Origin of the sequence: Rhabdochromatium marinum (genome assembly GCF_016583795.1) — a bacterium.
GTDB classification, from domain to species: Bacteria; Pseudomonadota; Gammaproteobacteria; order Chromatiales; family Chromatiaceae; genus Rhabdochromatium; species Rhabdochromatium marinum.
The window spans coordinates 1-17,635 of sequence record NZ_NRRS01000044.1; the positions used below are offsets into that span (position 1 = coordinate 1).

The window sequence follows — 17,635 nt, forward strand, 5'->3', positions numbered from 1 at the left end:
GAGGCGCTCAGTCCGTTCCAACAAGATCGCCTTGACCCGTTTGAACGGGGTGAACCGCTCAATGTCCGGGTCAGTCAATCGGGCTAAAACGTTTCGCGCAGCGTTCTCGTCAGCCTGCAACACAACCCCGTCGGAACAGTGAAATTGATCCCCTTTCCGCTTGCCATCAAGACAACCGGTTCGGGAATCCATTTGCGATGTGTAAGCAGGATTAACGAGAACGACCGTAGAACCTATACAGTTTGAAACGCTGTCAAGCGCTTCGGCAATGACGCCTTTCGTCCAGCTGGCCAGCCGGCGATTGACGTTCTTGCCGAAGGACTTGCCTGCCATCGGAGCGGTTAAGTCTTCCGCCGCAATGACGGCGGCTTTGTCGACCACTTTGTTCACCGACTGAAACACCAGATCGCGGATGCGCGCGTGCGTCTTGTCCATCTGCCGGTGGAGTTTCTTGCGCCCGAGGTTGAAGTGGCGAATGTGCTCGCGCTTGCGCGGGTTGCGGGTGTTGTTGGCACGCGCACGCAGTTTGGCACGGCGCTGGTATTTGGCTTTGAGTGTGTCGGATTGCTCGGTCAGTATTCGGCCCAGTTCCTGGCCGTGGTGCTCGCCGTCGGAATCGACCAAGACTTCGGTGTAGCCTTTATCGACCCCCAGCGTTTGCGTACCGCAATCCTGTTTGACGGCAACTTCGACGGTGTAATGCACTTCGATCCGATCATCGTCTTTAAGAATGATGCGCAATGTGCCCGTAGGCGCAACACTGGTATTGAGCGGAATGGCGATGCGTTGGCCTTTGATCAGGCCGGGGATCTTGATCCAGGCGCGCCCGCCGAGGTGGAAGGTGGTGTAGTTATCCGCACGGACGATGATTTGGTTGTGCGTGTGGTTGTGCCCGCGATGCCAATGCTTGCGCATGATCCGGCGCAGATAGGCGTCGCTCTTCCATTCGTTGCGCTTGAGCGCGGTGAACAAGCGCTGTTGCTCGGTCTTGTCCTGGGTGTGACGCCAGATGCAGCGGCGCGCCTTGACCTTGGCCGCTTCCATATAGGCAGTGATGTCGCCCTTGGCATCGCGCAGGGTTTCTTTCCAGGCATTGGCTAAGACCGGGAAGGCGCGCTGATCCTTGAGCCATTGGTCGCGGATTTGGCGATCCGACAGCACAACACCACGAATCGAACCAAAGCGTTGCCAGACCTCGGAGCGCACTTCGCCAAGGCGTTGCGCCTGCTCGCTCAGAGCGGCGATTTTGCCTTTGTTGGTCTTTTTGGCATTGAGAATTCGGGTGACTTTCATTGATTTTTATCCTGGTCCTGACCGAGTGCCTCATTGAGCTTTTTGCGATAGTTACGCAATCCATACAACCGCGACGAAAAACAATGCACGATGGTCATCAAGTCCTGCACCATCTCTTGTTCGGGCGAAAGCCGTTCTTGATTCAGTACCAAAATCTCGCAGCCGTGTGTCTTGGCATAATGCTCGAACCATTCGAACCCAAAGCGCGTGAGCCGATCCCTGTGAGCAAGGATCAACGTGCGAATGCTCCGTTGACCGATCTCATCCATCAGCGCCACAAACCGCTTGCGCTTGAAGTTCAGGCCGCCACCGACTTCTTCCACGAACTCGACGTTTGCCAAACCTCTCGCCACGACAAACTCTTCCAGCACTCGGCGCTGATTGCCCAGGTCTGGCTTCTGCGCGGCCGATGAGACCCGGCAATACGCCACCAGCCGCGCTGGACTCTCGGGCGCCTGTCGCCATCCGATGAACGCTTGCAACTGATCCTCGGTGTAGAGACGGCGATTGCTGTCGGTGCGCGCCACGGGAATAAGACGACCCTCGCGCTCCCAACGCTGCAACGTCTTGACCGAAACGCCCAGCCGCTTCGCCTGTACTCATGGTGCTTTCCATGAGACAATAATACACTATCGTGTATTTTTTGCAAGACTAGAGTCGCGCTCCCGCCAGTTCACCCGCAACGCGGAGCGCACCGAGCGGCCCTTGACCTTGGCCGGCCTGGCACTGGCCGGTGTCAACCAGGGCATGACGGGGAGCCTGAGCCCCGCCGGGGAGGACGGCATCCTCTACGCCCTGGAGGCCCAAGACCTGAACCTGGAAGGCACCGAGCTGGTGACGCTGTCGGCCTGCGACACCGGCAAGGGCGAGGTGGACTACTCGGAGGGTGTCTATGGACTGGTGCGAGCCTTCCGCATTGCCGGTGCCCGCAACCTGCTCATGACCCTCTGGCCTCTCAACGACCGCCTGGCCGCCGATTTTATGAAGGACTTCTACGCCAACTGGTTCTCAGACGCCAACCGCCACCCCGCCGATGCCTTGCAGGAGACCCGCCTCGCCTGGATCCGCAGCGGAGACCCCAGGCGCAGCGATCCACGCTATTGGGCGCCCTACGTTCTGATTGAGGGGCGATAGCGCACCGCTTAGAAACCGAAGTCCGCCACTCTCCGTGCGGTGGGCGACGATGGGACGCTTTATCGGTTCGCGTTCGGCGAGTCTACCTCATACCTCTGTGGCTGTTGTCGAGAAGCGGACTTGAACGTCCCGGGGCGGAGCCAGGTGCGGTGCCGTGGTAACCAGCAGACGGGCACCGGCGCACGCATAGGCTTCGGCGTTCTTGGCATTGATGCCGCCGGCGGCGCCGATCACAGCCCTTGAGCCGCGCTCGGCGAGTGCCGCGACCGTCTCGGCAACCTGCTCGGGACTGAACTTCTCGAGCTGCAGCACATCCGTGTCGGCCCAGCGCAGCGCCTCCTCAAGCGAGCCGACCTCAACCACGACCCGTTTTTCCGGGCACTGTCGCCGCAGTCGGGCGAGCGTCTCGGCCGGTGGCTCATCGCCGAGGAACTGCCGATGCTCGGCGAAGATCAGCAAGGTCTCGGACAGCCCATTGCGGTGCATCACTGCGCCGCCGGCCTTGAACGCCTTGACTGCGAGCCGGCGGTTGCCGGGGACGTTCTTGCGGGTGCCGGCGACCATCGCGTCTGGATCGCCGCGGCGGGCGCTGGCGACGATGGCGGCGGCGCTGCTCGCGATGCCGCCGCACCATTCCATCAGCGTTTGTGCCGTCTTCCAGCCTTGATGCAGCGCGCTGGCGCTGCCGTGCGCCTCGAGCAGCAGCGTTTCTGGCGCGGCCTCGACGCCAGAGGTAACGTGCGCCTCGGCCTCGGCGCCGCAGAGCTGAAACAGTCGCACCGCTTCCTCGACACCGCAGACGGTCATCGGATCGCGGACGAAGAAACGGATGCTGCCGGTTTTGGCGCTGATGGCGAGCGATTCGGTGGTCAGATCGCCGAAGGGAACGTCTTCGGCTAATAGGGCGTGCAGTTGCTGGTCGCTGAGCACAGGGGGTAGATTAGACATCATAAAACCTTTTGGGTCCGCGTGCGTTGGAAGATATTTGAACCTGTCGCAGGATGAGTACAGTGGCTGTAATTGACAACGAGGTTGCGCAAGCAGCAGTCTGGCTGGAGCTTGGGTCGAGTCGGCCTGCTTCCACAATCCGCTGCTGAACCGCCATCTTCCGCCAGATGTTCCATCTGGCATTCATCATGCCTTGCGACGTCCAAATGATGCTGCATGGCTGGGGATCACGCCATCAATGCCGGCGTTGGCGTCCTGATTTCGTATCCATTGTTATCTTGTTTGGCCCAGTCGGCCACCCAACGAAACTCCTCTTTCCAAGGATCCTCCGCGAGGTCGGATTGCACTCGGCGATACAGGAGCCAGCCGCGATCCTTGAGTCGCCACCCTGCGGCTGATTCGCCATAGGTCAGTAGTGTGTAGAACTCCTCATCGTCGTCCGAATAGGGATCGAGCAAGCGATAGTCATAGGCGCGAAAGCAGATCCTGTCATAAGCGTCAAAGCCGAGTACCTGTCTGGCCGGCATCTCGAAATCTCGATACACCTTGAATCTGCAAGGGATGACAACGCGCGCTCGCCATGCGTCTGGAAGTCCGGTTGACCACTGGGGTTGGCAGGCAATGCTGTGGTTTCGATAGCGTTGCCGTTGAGCCTTGCCATAGGCACAGAAAGCGGGTGATAAGCGCATGATGAAATCCTCGTGATCAGTCAGGCGCGGCGGTTGATAACACTGGTGTAAGGTCTGCGCCCCGGCGGCAACAGCCGAATACACTCGGGCGGAATCGAGAGTCGCGCGCGTCCCAGCGCAGGAAGCGCCTCTCGCCCGCCAAGGTGGATGCGTAGCCTGGAGCGGTCGTTTAAGTGGCAGAACACGGCTCGATAGCCATCCATCTCAATTACCCGCTGGATCTCGACGGGCAGTCCCTGCCCGGTGTCGTTCCCGCTGTCCAAGCGTGGGCCATTGGGCCGGATGGCCAGCATTCCCGGACATGCGGTTGCAGCGGGTGACTCGATATCCAGGGCACCCCAGTTCCCTACCGCCGCTTGGCCATCCCAGCGGACAATGGGCAAGAGATTGTGCCATCCGAGTATCCTCGCCACCTCGGCGTCGCCCGGGTCGGTGAAGACCTCGGCGGTGGTGCCAAAGCGGCGTAGCTTGCCGTCGATGATCACTGCGGCTCGGTCGGCGATCTGGCGCACGTCGTCGATGTCATGGGAGACCAGCAGCGTTGGCACCTGGGTTTCCGCGACCAGCTCGTGCAACAGCAGCCGCAGTGTCTGCCGCAGGCTGGCATCAACCGCCGAGAAGGGCTCGTCGAGCAGCAGTGCCGTCGGTTGCGGGGCCAGCGCTCGAGCCAGGGCGACGCGCTGGCGCTCGCCGCCCGATAGGGCGCTGGGGCGTCGGTCCGCGAGAGGCGAGAGTCCGAGCCGGTCCAGCCAGAACCTGACGTGAGTACGCCAGTCGCTCCGACGCGGCAGGCCGAAGGCGATGTTGCCTGCCACGCTCAGGTGCGGGAACAGGGCGTAGTGCTGGAACATGAAGCCGACGCGGCGTTGGCGGGTGGGCACGTCGATGCCTGCGGCGGTATCCAGCCAGCGATGCTGGCCATGGCGGATGTGCCCGTGGCTGGGCCTCTCCAGCCCAGCCAGCAGGCGCAAGAGCGTGGTCTTGCCGCCGCCGGAAGGACCGAGCACGGCGGTGATTCCCTGCGCCGGGATGCGGATGGCGAGATCCAGCGCGAAGCGGTTGCGGTGCAGCGCCAAGTGTGCGTCGAGATCTGGCATCAGAGTCGCCCTAGCCGCCGTAGCAGCATGAAGAGTGCTAGAGAGACCGCGCCCAGCAGCAGCGAGAGCCGCGTCGCGCAGTTGAAATCACCATCGAGAACGCTGTTGTAGATGGCTAGCGAGAGGGTTTCGGTGGAGCCGATGATGTTGCCGCCGAGCATCAGTGTGATGCCGACCTCGCCGAAGGAGCGGCCAACCCCGAGGGTCAGCCCAGCGATGATGCTGCTGCGCACCGCCGGGATCACCACCAGCACCAGGGTCGCCAGGCGGCCCTTGCCGAGGGTGTAGGAGGCCTCGACCAACTCGTGGGCGCTGCCCTCGATCGCCGATTGGATCGGCTTGACCACTAGCGGCAGCCCGGCGATGAAGGCAGCCAGTACCAGGCCGTGAAAGGAGAACACCAGATCCCAGCCGGTGGCGGTATGCAATGGGCCGCCGACCAGACCGTGACGGCCGAGCAAGAGGAGTAAGAAGAAGCCGATGGCGATGGGCGGGAAGACCAGTGGCAGCGACACCAAAGCATCGACCAGACCGCGTAGCGGGAAGGGACGGCTCAGTGCATAGCCGAGACCGATGCCCACCACCAGAAACAGCAGCAAGACGACGCCGGCCACCTTGAGGCTGAGGGTTAAGGCGGCCGGCGAGCAGCTGAGGATCGCGCCCATGAGCTGATTAGTAGACGGCCTGTATTTGCACGGCGACGAGGTCGTCGAATCCGTCGAGGATGCGGTTGGGCACGGCGCTATTCGTGAGCCCCGGCGCCTTGGCATCCCGCCATTGGTAATTGGCCATCAGGCGCCAACGCGTGTCGATGTGGTACTGCAGGCCCAGGGTCCAGGTGTCAAAGCGGCGCTCGGTGGCGCGGCTTTCGGTTCCGCGATTGAGCCGATCGAAGCGCAGGTCCAGCTCCAGGTTCGACAGGATCTCGAAACCGCCTTCCAGGTACCAGCCGTTGGCCTCGCCGTCTGGCAGCAGGTTGTACGACGCCAAGCGGTTACCGGCATTATCGAGATGTCCGGGCACGGCGCCACCATCGGTGCCATTGACGATCATGCCCTCGGCCCCGATCAGCTCGCCGGAGACCCGGTAGCGCTTGTGCCGCAGCACCGCACCGCCACCGTAGCGCGTGCGCAGATAATTGCCAGCTGCGGCCCCAGCTTCGGTCAGCGTCCGCATGCCTTGCTGCCACCAGCCGAACAGCTTGAGGCCGTCGCGCTTGCCCCCTTTGCCACCGAAGATGCGCTCGGTCGACCAGTACAGGTAGAGATCCTTGTAGGCATTGTTATCGGGCCGGGCGATGCCATTGCCGTTGCCAACCATGACCGCATAGGTATGCTCCCACTGCTTGCCACCCTGGGGCAGCACACCGAACAGCTGGATGCCGATGTCGTGGTAGATGCTTCGCGCGCCGTTCGGTCGATTGGGCGTGTTTGGTGCTGCGCCATCGCCGTTGAAGAAGGTCTCATTGATGAGTTGGTTCACGACCTGGCTGGTATTCACATAGTCGCGGCGGTAGGCAGGCTGCAGGCCCTCGTCACTGCCTGGAGTTTTGAATTGGCCAGCGCGGAGGCGCAGCACGGGGTTGAGGCTGTAGGTCAGGCTGGCGTCGATGAGCTGGACGCTGGTCGCGTTCTCGGTCGCGGCATTGGTGCCGGCATCAACCGCCAGCGCGTAATTCAGCGCCGGCAGCCCCGGCACAAGGCCGCGCGCCCCGACGCGTGCGCGTTTGATCAGCCATTCACTCGAGGCGTCCTTCTGTGGACCGATCAGGTTCGCGAACATCGGCTGTCCCTGCCAGGGTCCGGCTTGGAGTCTGGTTCCGTTAGTGCTCTGGTACTCGAGCTGTACGAAGCCCCAAGGCCGGAAGGTCTTGGGACTGTTTGGCGGCTCGGTGCCCTGCAGGATGAGCCAGTTGATGGCGTGGCTTGGCAAGGGTACGAACAGGCTTGCGGCGAGCGCGACAACCGCGAGTCTGCGGACCAGTGAGGGGCCTTGTGACGCTAGCGGTGGCATCTTGACGATCGCCTTCATCGTGCGGCTCACAGTCCGAAGCGCTTGAAGATGGCGCGGGCCTGGTCGCGCTTGACGAAGGCGGCGAGGACCTCGGCTTCATCGCTCTGCGGCGCCGAGGTAGGGAAGGCTAGCACGATTCGAGGTGGGTCATAGAGATCGCTTGGCAGCTCGTCGAAGCCGGCAATCTTGTCGGCGATGCCGAGGGCGTCGGTGACATTGATGAAGCCGAGGTCAACGGAGCCGGCCAGCAGGTAGGCCGACACCTGAGGCACGGTCGCCAGCGTCATCAGCCGGTTCTTGACCTCTGGCATCAGCCCGCTACGCTCGAGGAACTGCGTGGCGGCGCGTCCATAGATGGCCTTTTTCGGATCAGGTAGTGCGATGCGTTCGATCGATGGATCCGCGAGATCGCGCCAGCTTGCAAGCCGCCGCTGACCATAGGCCAACACCAGCCGACCTGTCCCAAGTGGCTCGAGGCGCTCGAACAGTCCGCTCTTCTGGAGGAAACCCCGCTCGCCAACGACCAGATCGACGCGACCACTATCGCGGGTTTGCGCCAATACTTGCTGCATGTTGCCGAAGGCCGCATTGACACCGATGCCGGTCTCCTTGGTGAAGGCAGCATAGATTTCGGTCAAGGGCTTTTTGTAGCCGGCACCCGCCGCGACGAGCAGCCCATCGGCCAGCGCCGGCAGCGACAGCGCCAAACCAAACACCATCAGTAACAGTTTCATGAAACAGAACCTCTTGCTATCGACGAAAAGCTGGAACCCCATGCGGCATGACACCGCTATATCTATAAAAAATAGCGCATGACGCAAAGATGCCGAGGGGTAAGCGACATTCGTGCCAGCCCCAGATCACTGCGACGCGTGAGCGCACAAAAGATTGTTTCAATAGAGTTTATGGCGTAAAGGCGAGATGGTGTGCCACGAAACGGCGAAGCGAGCGGGACAGCGGATGTTGCAAAGCTGACGGTTAGCTATTTACAATTGTATATAACGCTACACACGCAAAGACGCGCGGAATGCTCGGCGATCATCAAAAATTGGCTGCTGCCAGCGTGCCTTGCGCAGGGTATCTGTACCTTGACGGTGCAAGCTCCCTCACGCTAGGGTCGGATGCGCTCTATTTTAGCGCATACAACGGGGTCAGGTAGGGACGCCGAGGACGACCTGCGAGGCCTTGATGACAGCGGTGGCCGCCATGCCTTCCACCAGCCCCAGTGCGTCGCAGGCCTTGTGGGTAATAGTGGCGTGCACCGTCTCGCCGGCTGCCAGGGTGATAGTGACCTCGGCATGGATGGGGCCCTTGGTTAAGGCGGTCACCGTGCCGCTCAGGCTGTTGCGCGCGGACAGCCGGACTCTGGGGTTGTCGGTCATCACGAGCACCGAGGGGGCCTTGATCAGCGCGATGGCCTCGGAGCCTTCCTTTAAATTCAGAGACTTGACGCTCTCATTGGTGACAATGGCGACAAGCTCCTGGCCGCTTGGCAAGGCTAAGGTCACCTCGGCATTGATGGCGCCGAGCTTGATTGACTGAACCTTGCCAGAGAACTGATTGCGTGCGCTGATTTTTAACATCATGAACCTCGTGGAATGGGCAAACGGACATGCACTACGGAACGAGCGCACCCGCTTGCCGGTGCGCAACCCTGGCAGCCTAAGTAACGACGTTGCTTCCTTGTAAGCCGAACGCGCTTCAGGTTGGCCCGGCATTTGCTCTATTGGAGCCACTGGTTTTTCGCCCATGTCGCTCAATATGCACTCAAAAAACCACCATCCGCCGCGTCTGCTGGGACGATTGTCGCTGGCGACCGAGCTTGGCGATCTGCTCGGCGATTCGCGTATTCGGCTGCTGGAGGCCATTGATCGCCATGGCTCGATCAGCCAGGCGGCCAAGGCCCTGCCGATGTCCTACAAGGCGGCTTGGGATGCGCTGGACGCGATGAACAATCTCGCCGAACAGCCGCTGGTTGAGAGCGCCATCGGCGGTCGCACGGGCGGCGGCACCCAACTGACTGCGCATGGCCGACGGCTCATTGCGTTGTATCGCGCCGTCGAGCACGAATTCCAGCAAGCTCTTGATCGCCTTGCCGGGCATTTGGATCAGGTCAGCGATGGCGATGAACAGGCCTTCCGCACCCTGCTGCGACGCTTGTCGATGCACACCAGCGCGCGCAATCGCTTTGTTGGCACCCTGGTGCAATTGACCACGGACAGCGTTAGCGCCGAGGCCGGGGTGCGCCTCAACGACACCAATCAGCTGACGGTGCTGCTTACCCGCGAGAGCGCCGAGCGCCTCGCCCTGCGACCAGGGGCGGAGGTTCATGCCTTGGTCAAGGCCACCGAGATCCTCCTGGCCGTGGGTGAGCCACCGCAGATCTCGGCGACCAATCAGCTGTGGGGCGTGGTCAGCCGTATTCATGAAGGCGGCGTCGACGCCGAAGTCACCCTCAGTTTATCCGATGGCTTGAGTTTGGCCGCCGTGATCACGCGTGTCGCCCTGGAGCGGCTCGAGCTCCAACCCGGTTGCCGTGCCTGCGCGGTGTTCCGGGCCTCCAGTGTGGTTTTGGCGAGCTGTGTCTAGCTGAAAAGGGCTCGGTTCACTGTGTCTGTCCAGTCACCGGCGAACAACGCGGTCTCGCCTTTCAGGGCTTCGAGGCGGATCGTAACGCCCTCAACGCACACGTTGGGATCAGTGCGCTGGAACCCCTACTCATTCGATGTGATGCAGTCTAAAAGTTGCTGTTCCCATGTGCTATCTATGTCTAGTGCAATAATCTCGATTCGACTTTCTGCACATTGATCGAGCATTATTTCGCTGAAACCATCCGTGGTTAAATTGTAGCTAAACATGCCGCTGTCAGTAATGCAGGCAGTCTTCATGCGCTCAACATTGAGTCCGCTCAAAAATGAAACCAATTGATCGCGATTAAATACCCGATGTGGTGCAAATTTCCAACCGATACTCTTGAAACCTTCTCCCTGATTGTCCACTCTGATATAACCGGATTGGGGAATTGGCATGTTGGCAATTGAAGCGGATTGTTCTGTTCGATGGTGATGGTGATGAGACCGTGCTGCTTTGGCAAAGCGTGTCGCGCCTTGCAACAAGGGCAAGTCCAGACAGCCTTGTTGTGTAATCAACAGTTGCGCATGTGGGGCGCCTTGTTCTGATACGTAGGCTTGCAAGGCTTTTTGGTCAGCCTCCTGGTACAGATCTGATTTGTTGCCCACGATGATATCAGCGATAGCGATTTGCTGATTAAAGATCTCGTGGTCGGTATAGCGTTTGTCAGCAAGGCGGCGGGCATCGACGAGGGTCACAATGTTATGGATGGAAAGGCTCTCTTGATAGTACTCACCGGAAAGTATGCCAAGCACTTCAATAGGGTGCCCCAATCCGGTCGGCTCAATCAGGAGCCGATCAGGTTGTGCATGGGTGAGCAGTTGATTTAGGGCTATCTGCATAGGTAAGCCCGCCGTGCAACACATGCATCCACCAGGAACCTCGCGGACAAATACACCATGTTCTTCACGGTGTCGGCCTTGAAGTAGACTGCCGTCCACACCGATTTCGCCAAACTCGTTGACTAAAACAGCCCATTTTTCATCGACAGGTTTATTCTTCAGTAGATGTAGAATGGCGGAGGTCTTTCCAGAACCGAGGAAGCCCGTGATAACGTTAGTTGGTATATTTGAGAGTCGCTTGTTAGCCTTCATGTCTCATGTGTTCTTTATGTGGCCTCCAGTCGGACGCTGTAATAGAGGGGGGGGGTCGCGGAGCTATCAGTGGTACTGCTCAGTGGTGTAATGACCCGGCTGGGTGCGTTTGTGGCGATGCAGGCCGCGTTCTTCGAGCCAGGCGCGTACTTCTTTAATCATGGCGGAGTTGCCGCAGAGCATCAGGTGGCTGTGCTCGGCACTAATATCGAGGTCGGCGGCCTGCTGGAGTGAGCCTTGTTCGAGCAGTTGCGTGATGCGGCCTTGCAGGGATTCGGGTTGCTGATCGCGGGTCAGGGTGGAGACAAAGGTGAAGCGATCGCCGTATTGCGCTTTGAGTCTGGCTCGGGTTTCCGGGTATGTCAGCTCGCCGCGATGACGGGCGCCTTGCACCAGAATAATGCGCTCGAATTTCTCCCAGGGCTCGGCTGTTTTGAGAATTGACAGATAGACGCCCAGTGCCGTGCCGGTGGCGATCATCCATAGATCGCGACGCGCAACGACATTCCCCATGGTAAAGACACCATTGGCCTGTGCCGAGACCCAAAGTCGGTCGCCTTGGTGCAGATCCGATAGGCGCGGGGTTAGCGGGCCATCGGGTACTTCGTTGAAATAAATCTCCAGCGGACGTTCATCCGGGGCATTGACCAATGAGTAGGGGCGCCCGATGCGGTTTTCGCCAATGTCCAATGCAACCTTGATGTATTGGCCGGCGACGAAGGGCGCGAGTGGGGCGTCTATCTTCAGGCTGTAGAGATTGTCGCTCCAATGTTTTATTTCAACGACTCGTCCTTCGATCCAGTCTTCCGTCATAGGGATGTTCTCTTGTGTTGGTGCGGGACTCTTCCGCTGGCAGAGGTTTGGTTGCAGTGCGTATTTTTCAAATGGAGGCTCACTCGAAAATGCTGGGCGGTAGTTCCGGCACCGGGCGGCCAATGTAATAGCCCTGCGCAAAGTCAACCTCAAGTTCGTGAAGGACGCGCAGAATGGCTTCTGATTCGACAAACTCGGCGATGACTTTCTTGCCCATGGCATGCGCCATCTCGACGGCGGCCTTGACGAAGATGCGATCTTCAGCGTTGTGATCAAGATGGCGAATGAAACTGCCGTCGATTTTGACATCATCGACCGGCAGTTGCTTCAGATAGGCATAGGAGGCAAAGCCGCTGCCGAAGTCATCTAACGCGAAGTGACAGCCGATGGCATGAATGCTGTTCATGCGCAAAATGGCGGTCTCGACGTTGTCAATGGCAATGGTTTCGGTGATTTCCAGTGTCAGGCGTTGCGGGTCGATGCCGGCGGTGTTCAGATGCTGCATCAGCTCGGCATCCAGGGTGGGGTCGGTGAGTGCTTTGGCCGACAGGTTGACAGAGAGCGCGAGGCGCGGATGCTCGGCGAGGACACGAATGGCCTCGACGATGACCCAGTGGTCGATGATCGAGATTAGTCCGGAACGCTCGGCGACTGGGATGAACTCGGCGGGATTGGCCAGCCGCCCATCGGGCAGGGTCATGCGCAGCAGTCCCTCGGCGCGCCAGATACGTTGCTCGGCCAGGGACAAAATCGGCTGATAATACAGATGCAGGCGGTTGTCGCGCAGGGCCTGGATGATCTCACGGGTCCAGAGCACGCGCGCGCAGGCCTGATCGCGTGTCATGTCGCTCTCTGAGTAGACATGCCAGTTGCCGCGATGGCGTTGGGTTTTGGCCTGATACATGGCCAGATCGGCTTTGGCCATCAGGGCCTGGGTGTCGGTGCCATGCTCGGGAAAGAAGACGATCCCAATGCTGGCGGTGACCTGATGGCGGTGGGTGCCGGTGCGCACGCTGGTTGAGTTCACCTGGTCCTGGAACTGTTTGACCAGATCCACGAGTTCCGGCGCCGCGATCGGATGGAGCAACATGGCGAATTCATCGCCCCCGAATCGTCCGATATAGCCGCGCGACCCCAGGGCGGCAGTCAGCTTTTTGGCAATCCGCTTCAGCAGCCGATCACCCGCCTGATGGCCGCTGGTGTCGTTAACATCCTTGAAGTTGTCGAGATCGATAAACAGCAACGCACCCTGGGTGCTGTTATGGAGACTGTGTTCGATCGCTTGGGCAAGTTCCTGGTTAAAGCGGCGACGGTTGAGCAGGGCGGTCAGGGAGTCATGATCGGCCAGCCAGTGCAACTGCCGCTGGGCGGCTTCGCGCTCGGCTTGTAGCTGTGCCATGCGCTGGTTGAGGGTGCCGACGACTTCGATATTGGCGTCGATTTCATCACACCAGCCGATGCGTCTGTCGGTGCGGGGCAGACGTTGCGCCAGGGTCTCGAAACGGTTTTCCGCCAACAGCGGTAACAGGCGCGACAGGGCGCGAATGCGCCGAACTGGTCCATGCATGATCAGCAACAGCAGCCCCTCGCTGACCAGCAAACCGGCCAGCCCGATCAGCAGGCTGTTACGCGCCATCTGTTGGATGCGCTGATGCTTGGCAGTGGTTGAGTTGATGATGAACGCGCTCAGGCCCTCGCCATTCGGATGGCTGCGAAAGATTTCGTACCAGTGAGCGGCGGATTGGATCTCCAGTGGTTGCTGGGCTTGGCTGGCGAGTAAGGCCGCTGGTGGCAGGGATTGCAGCAGTGGCAGCATGGTGTGCGGCTGGGTGGCACCATGAAACCGAAGTGGCTGCGTTGGCGTGGCAATGGCCAGATCAGCCCCGGTCAGGTTGGTGAACGCAAGCATGATGTTGGCCATCCCGCACCCGAGCACCAGACTACCGGCGGTTTTGCCATGCCAGAGTACCGGCGAGCTGACGTATTGCCGACAGTCGTGTTGATTGCACAGCAAGCGTTGTGTGATTTGCTCGGGGGTTGCACGCGTATCTGTGATCAGCGACAGCGGCAAGGGAGCCTTGGGTGAGGGCCAGAGGGCGGTTGGCGCGCCATTGATTGGGAGCCAGTGTACTGTGCGGATATCCCACTCCAGATCAAAGACACCGCCTTCGATTTCTATGACCTGACGCAGATGTTCGACCAAGTCGGCGTATGGTGCTGTCGGTTGATGACGCTGATCGCAAGTGGCCAGGTTGGGGATCAGGCTGGCAAGTCGTGCCATGTGCTGATAGCGTTCGCTGATCAAGGTCAGGAGTAGCGTGGTCTGATGCTGCCGCAACCGACGTTGATCCTGTTCAAACTGATGGATCAGGTTGGTGCGCGCGTAGAAGATGAGCAGGATCACCATCGGGATGAGAATCAGACTGATGCCGAGAAACAGCTTCCAGCGCAGACTGAGGAACCACTGTGCAGGTTTGATGGGTAGGTTAAGTCGCTGACTCAAGAGATGGCCACTGTCTGGTTAAAAACGAAACGCGGCTTGAATGGCAATTAAATCCCAGTGTTTGTCGAAGCGCGAAAAATCGGGGTTTTCGATTTCGGACAAAATGAAGTTACCGATATGACGCTGATACTCCGTGCGCAGCATCCATTGGCGGCTGATATCCCAGCGCAGTCCCAGGCTGAGAATCCGTGATGAGGCCTTCTTGGCTGGAATGGCCCCCAGGGATTGCTGTTCCAGGGTGCGCCCGTCGCGATCATCGCGGTCGGCGAAGCCTTCTTCGTAGCGCAGCATGAGTTGCCAATGCGGCAGGAGTCGATAGGTGGCCTGCGCGTAGTACCCCTCAGCGTTGAGGTCACCGTCAGGTCGCACCGGGCCGAAATCGCGCCGCTTGATCGGCTCGACCATGTATTCGGCGGTCAGGCTCCAGCGCTCGGCGTTGTATTGCGCAGAGGCAATACCATAGAGCAGATCAACAGTGCCGGGATCCAGTGGCCAGATAGCGTCGGGTTGGGGGTCGTATTGCAAGGAGGCGGTGGCTCCGCTTAAACCCAGCTGGAGGCGCTCACTGGCTGAGGTAAACCACAGACTTGCCAGCCAGCTGTTGCCGTTGGTCTCGATGGTGCCATTGAAATCGCCGACCAGATAGGCGGCTTCGACGTTTTCATCCACAATTGGAGCTCCAATCGCCAGAGTGGCGGCGAGGTGGCCAAAAGGCCGGTAAAGATCGCCATAGAGTAGCACACCATCTGCTGACAGAATCAGGTTGCGTACCTTGTCGAAGTACACCACCTGCGGCAGAAAAATCCCCGGATGGGTGAAAGGCATGTCACGGGTCTGGTTATAGAGGCCCAGTCGATTTTTAATGCGCCCGAGCCGGATTCCGGCACGATAGTCGGCATTGCTCGCCAGGTTAATGTCGGCCAGCCCAAAATCGAGCGTGGGCGAGCCGTCGCCCATGTCGCCGGCACGGCGTGATAGCACCTGCGCGGCCAGCAGCAGACGCGGACTGAAGCGCAACGAAGCGGTCAGACCGATCTCGGTGAAATCAAACGAAGTATCCGGACTGTCGCCATAGTAGCGATTGGCGCTGGTTTGTATGGCGCTCTGACTGGCAAAGCCGTGGATTTGCAGGCGCTCGCCGAAGCGCTGTTCTGACTGGGCGGCCGCCAGCCCGGGGCCGGTCAGCAGCATGGCCAGCAGCAGGGGGAGGGGAGCCGCGAGGTGTATGCGTGGCTGAAATCCCATCATTCGACCTTGATAACTTTGACCGCAGCGGAATCTGGCGGTGCGCCGATATAGCCAATGGCGCCGCCTGTTTGGCTGACGCGCTGAAGCATTTCCTGTTCATCGGCAACTTGTTGTGGGGCTTGTCCGGTGCCTGAAAAGATCTGCCGATCCCAGGTGCTTCTGAGTTGATAGGGGTAGACATCAAGGATGCGCTTGGCGAAGCTCTGATGCAGCGGGTTCTTGTCCGGCAGCACGAATACAGTCACCGGACGTTTGTCCGGCCACTCTGTCATGCGCATGGTGATCAGCAGGCGCGCTGTGTTGCGGTCGAGGCTGTCGATGTTGACATCCCGATTGACGATGACATCCTGTGCATGGTTTGGCTGCATAGCCAGGAGCGCATACAGCAGCCCGAACCAAATCCAGCCTCGGCCGGCACCGACCGCTGAACTGGAGACAGCGACGAGTGCTGTGAGCGTTGCGAATACGAATGCCTTGAAACAGCGCTTGCAATCTTGAGCGAAAGGAGCCATTGAAAGCGGGGTTAGCTCATCCGGGCCGTTGGTGATTAGATGGTTGCAAGCACGGTGTCAATGTGGGTCAGGCCAGCGGCACAGGAGGTTCGCGTCATCACGCGGTGCTGCATCAAGTCCCTAAAATCGCATCAAACGGCTGTTAAGGCTAATGGCATTGCCGTCTTCAGGCAACTCAAAAAGACTGTTGATGTGTGGCTTGCCGGGATGAGCGGGGCAACTCATTCTCCTTGCGCGGAAAAAAACAGAACACAAAATCTTGCTTACGATGGGATGCCTGGGCTATCTTTCAGGGTTCAAGCCGCACAAGGCGGTGCGGATCGTTCCTTATTGATCGACGGCTGTCAGCAGGCAACTGGCTGGGAGTCGTCCGATGTCTGAGTTCGCTGTGGATGTCAGAACCCAAGTTGAGGATTTTCTCTTATGAAAGATATGCTAATTGTGATCGTGATTCTGCTGATTGGTGCCGGTTGGTTCTTTTTTGTTGGCCATTCCCATGCAGTAAAACTGCGATACGACTGTGGCATTGAGGTTCCCTGGCACGAGGCCTTCTTCCTGGAAACCACAATCTGCCCTGGTGAGCGTACCTCGCAATCTTGATTCAGCGCAGCGGGCGGGCGCCAAAGGTCTTCAGGCGTGCGCGAGCGGCTTGAGTTAAGTCGCTTGCGTTTACTGCTCTCGCCCTTCACTTTTACCACCTCAAACCTGGTCAAATCCTGGATGCTGACGGCAGACGCTTGGTTATTGAAATCCTCCTGCGGCCTTTGTACCCACAGTCGTGCCTGGGGCCGCTACAGCGCGAGGTTGAGCAGCTGTCTGGCGTTGTTACTTTTACTGACCGGGTGCGAGACACTGTTGTCGCCCTCGTCCCTGCTGGGGCAGGGTGAGGGGACATCGGTTGCGATGCTGGAGCCAGGCGCGCTGGCTGATGCCGAGCGGGAATCGAATAACGCAAAGAACGTAAAGCCGGCGTCTTTTGCTGCGTCCGACGGCGGTCAGGGCGGTGGTAACAGCGGTGGCTTTTTTGCGAGCTTGTTCAAGACAGGCTGTCAGGGTGATGACGCTGGCAATGATTGCGCCGAGCAGGAGGCAACCAAAGCCGATGCATGCCTGCGCCAGGCGATTGAATGTCCGCTGACGGTTTCCAACCGCGACAGCGACATGCGCCGACTGCTCGATTGCGCCGAACGCCATTACCAAAAGGCCCTGGTGCTGTCAGCGTCTGAGCAGGGCAGCAACCGTCGGTTGGCGTTGCACGGCGGGCTGCTGCTGACGCTGAGCGAACGCCGCAATCGTCTGGATGACACCGTTGGCCAGCCGCGTGTTGGACGCGAAAACAACAAGCTGCTCAAGGCCGCCGATGCCGCGCGCACGGAGGTGCCGGATAATGCGCTGGGCTTTCTCTACGGCGCCTCGGCACGCCTGTTTCGTGCCACCCTGGTGGCCGATGACGCGCAACGGTGCATCGATCTGCGCGAGGCAGCGGCGATGCTGGAGGACTCTCCCGCGCCGCCCGATGCGCTGCATGCCGAGCAGGTGCGTCTGCGTGCCCTGGCTGTCTCGGAGCTGGCCAACTGTACGACGGCGATGCGCATCGCAGCGCGCAATTCCGACCCCCCGAGCCGCACGGCTCTGGGCGTCACCGCAAAATCAAACTGAG

Annotated in this window: 18 protein-coding genes; 4 read left to right on the forward strand and 14 right to left on the reverse strand. The window is 59.8% G+C overall.

What is annotated here, in order from left to right; translation table 11 throughout:
• Positions 1–1,293: RNA-guided endonuclease TnpB family protein (locus tag CKO36_RS12420; RefSeq protein ID WP_200284379.1), on the reverse strand; the 1,293-nt coding region annotated here is incomplete at its 3' end.
• A complete protein-coding gene (locus CKO36_RS12425; protein WP_200284404.1) occupies positions 1,290–1,877 on the reverse strand; it encodes an IS607 family transposase in 588 nt (195 codons plus the stop codon). The genes CKO36_RS12425 and CKO36_RS12420, both read right to left, overlap by 4 nt.
• On the opposite strand from CKO36_RS12425, the gene CKO36_RS12430 reads away from it, so the two are divergent.
• Complete coding sequence (locus CKO36_RS12430; RefSeq protein WP_200284380.1) at positions 1,861–2,427, forward strand: CHAT domain-containing protein; 567 nt, start codon at positions 1,861–1,863, stop codon at positions 2,425–2,427. The two genes, CKO36_RS12425 and CKO36_RS12430, sit on opposite strands and share 17 nt — an antisense overlap.
• 87 nt (positions 2,428–2,514) lie before the next feature.
• On the opposite strand, the gene modD is transcribed toward CKO36_RS12430, so the two are convergent.
• The 7 genes from modD to CKO36_RS12465 form a co-directional block, all read right to left on the reverse strand.
• The gene (gene modD, locus CKO36_RS12435; protein ID WP_200284381.1) at positions 2,515–3,378 is read right to left on the reverse strand and encodes a ModD protein; all 864 of its coding nucleotides are present in this window, start codon (positions 3,376–3,378) and stop codon (positions 2,515–2,517) included.
• A 224-nt stretch (positions 3,379–3,602) separates the two neighbouring features.
• On the reverse strand, positions 3,603–4,064 hold the full coding sequence (locus tag CKO36_RS12440) for a hypothetical protein (protein ID WP_200284382.1): 462 nt from the start codon (positions 4,062–4,064) through the stop codon (positions 3,603–3,605).
• Positions 4,065–4,084: 20 nt separating this feature from the next.
• Complete coding sequence (locus CKO36_RS12445; protein WP_200284383.1) at positions 4,085–5,161, reverse strand: sulfate/molybdate ABC transporter ATP-binding protein; 1,077 nt, start codon at positions 5,159–5,161, stop codon at positions 4,085–4,087.
• A complete protein-coding gene (locus CKO36_RS12450) occupies positions 5,161–5,826 on the reverse strand; it encodes a molybdate ABC transporter permease subunit (protein ID WP_200284384.1) in 666 nt (221 codons plus the stop codon). Before CKO36_RS12450 ends, CKO36_RS12445 begins: the two co-directional genes overlap by 1 nt.
• A gap of 7 nt (positions 5,827–5,833) precedes the next feature.
• Positions 5,834–7,192, reverse strand: coding sequence for a porin (locus tag CKO36_RS12455; protein ID WP_200284385.1), 1,359 nt, complete (start codon positions 7,190–7,192; stop codon positions 5,834–5,836).
• An 8-nt stretch (positions 7,193–7,200) separates the two neighbouring features.
• The gene (modA, locus tag CKO36_RS12460) at positions 7,201–7,908 is read right to left on the reverse strand and encodes a molybdate ABC transporter substrate-binding protein (RefSeq protein ID WP_200284386.1); all 708 of its coding nucleotides are present in this window, start codon (positions 7,906–7,908) and stop codon (positions 7,201–7,203) included.
• Between the two features lie 417 nt (positions 7,909–8,325).
• On the reverse strand, positions 8,326–8,760 hold the full coding sequence (locus CKO36_RS12465) for a TOBE domain-containing protein (RefSeq protein WP_242469577.1): 435 nt from the start codon (positions 8,758–8,760) through the stop codon (positions 8,326–8,328).
• Between the two features lie 163 nt (positions 8,761–8,923).
• Here CKO36_RS12465 and CKO36_RS12470 point away from each other — a divergent pair, with 163 nt between their 5' ends.
• Positions 8,924–9,763, forward strand: a complete 840-nt coding sequence (locus CKO36_RS12470) for a TOBE domain-containing protein (RefSeq protein WP_242469578.1) — start codon at positions 8,924–8,926, stop codon at positions 9,761–9,763.
• A gap of 125 nt (positions 9,764–9,888) precedes the next feature.
• On the opposite strand, the gene CKO36_RS12475 is transcribed toward CKO36_RS12470, so the two are convergent.
• The 5 genes from CKO36_RS12475 to CKO36_RS12495 all read right to left on the reverse strand — a co-directional run bounded on the left by CKO36_RS12475 (position 9,889) and on the right by CKO36_RS12495 (position 15,831).
• Positions 9,889–10,899, reverse strand: a complete 1,011-nt coding sequence (locus CKO36_RS12475) for a CobW family GTP-binding protein (protein WP_200284387.1) — start codon at positions 10,897–10,899, stop codon at positions 9,889–9,891.
• A gap of 66 nt (positions 10,900–10,965) precedes the next feature.
• Positions 10,966–11,712, reverse strand: coding sequence for a ferredoxin--NADP reductase (locus tag CKO36_RS12480; RefSeq protein ID WP_200284388.1), 747 nt, complete (start codon positions 11,710–11,712; stop codon positions 10,966–10,968).
• Positions 11,713–11,791: 79 nt separating this feature from the next.
• A complete protein-coding gene (locus CKO36_RS12485; protein ID WP_200284389.1) occupies positions 11,792–14,215 on the reverse strand; it encodes a bifunctional diguanylate cyclase/phosphodiesterase in 2,424 nt (807 codons plus the stop codon).
• An 18-nt stretch (positions 14,216–14,233) separates the two neighbouring features.
• Entirely contained in the window at positions 14,234–15,463 is a 1,230-nt protein-coding gene (locus CKO36_RS12490; RefSeq protein ID WP_242469579.1) for a hypothetical protein, read from the reverse strand.
• On the reverse strand, positions 15,460–15,831 hold the full coding sequence (locus CKO36_RS12495) for a type 2 periplasmic-binding domain-containing protein (RefSeq protein ID WP_242469580.1): 372 nt from the start codon (positions 15,829–15,831) through the stop codon (positions 15,460–15,462). The genes CKO36_RS12490 and CKO36_RS12495 overlap by 4 nt, the downstream gene beginning before the upstream one ends.
• A 567-nt stretch (positions 15,832–16,398) precedes the next feature.
• Between CKO36_RS12495 and CKO36_RS12500 the strand changes: the two genes are divergently transcribed.
• Together CKO36_RS12500 and CKO36_RS12505 are read left to right on the forward strand one after the other, a co-directional pair.
• On the forward strand, positions 16,399–16,575 hold the full coding sequence (locus tag CKO36_RS12500; protein WP_200284390.1) for a hypothetical protein: 177 nt from the start codon (positions 16,399–16,401) through the stop codon (positions 16,573–16,575).
• A 63-nt stretch (positions 16,576–16,638) separates the two neighbouring features.
• The gene (locus CKO36_RS12505) at positions 16,639–17,634 is read left to right on the forward strand and encodes a hypothetical protein (protein ID WP_200284391.1); all 996 of its coding nucleotides are present in this window, start codon (positions 16,639–16,641) and stop codon (positions 17,632–17,634) included.
• Position 17,635: the final 1 nt, after the last annotated feature.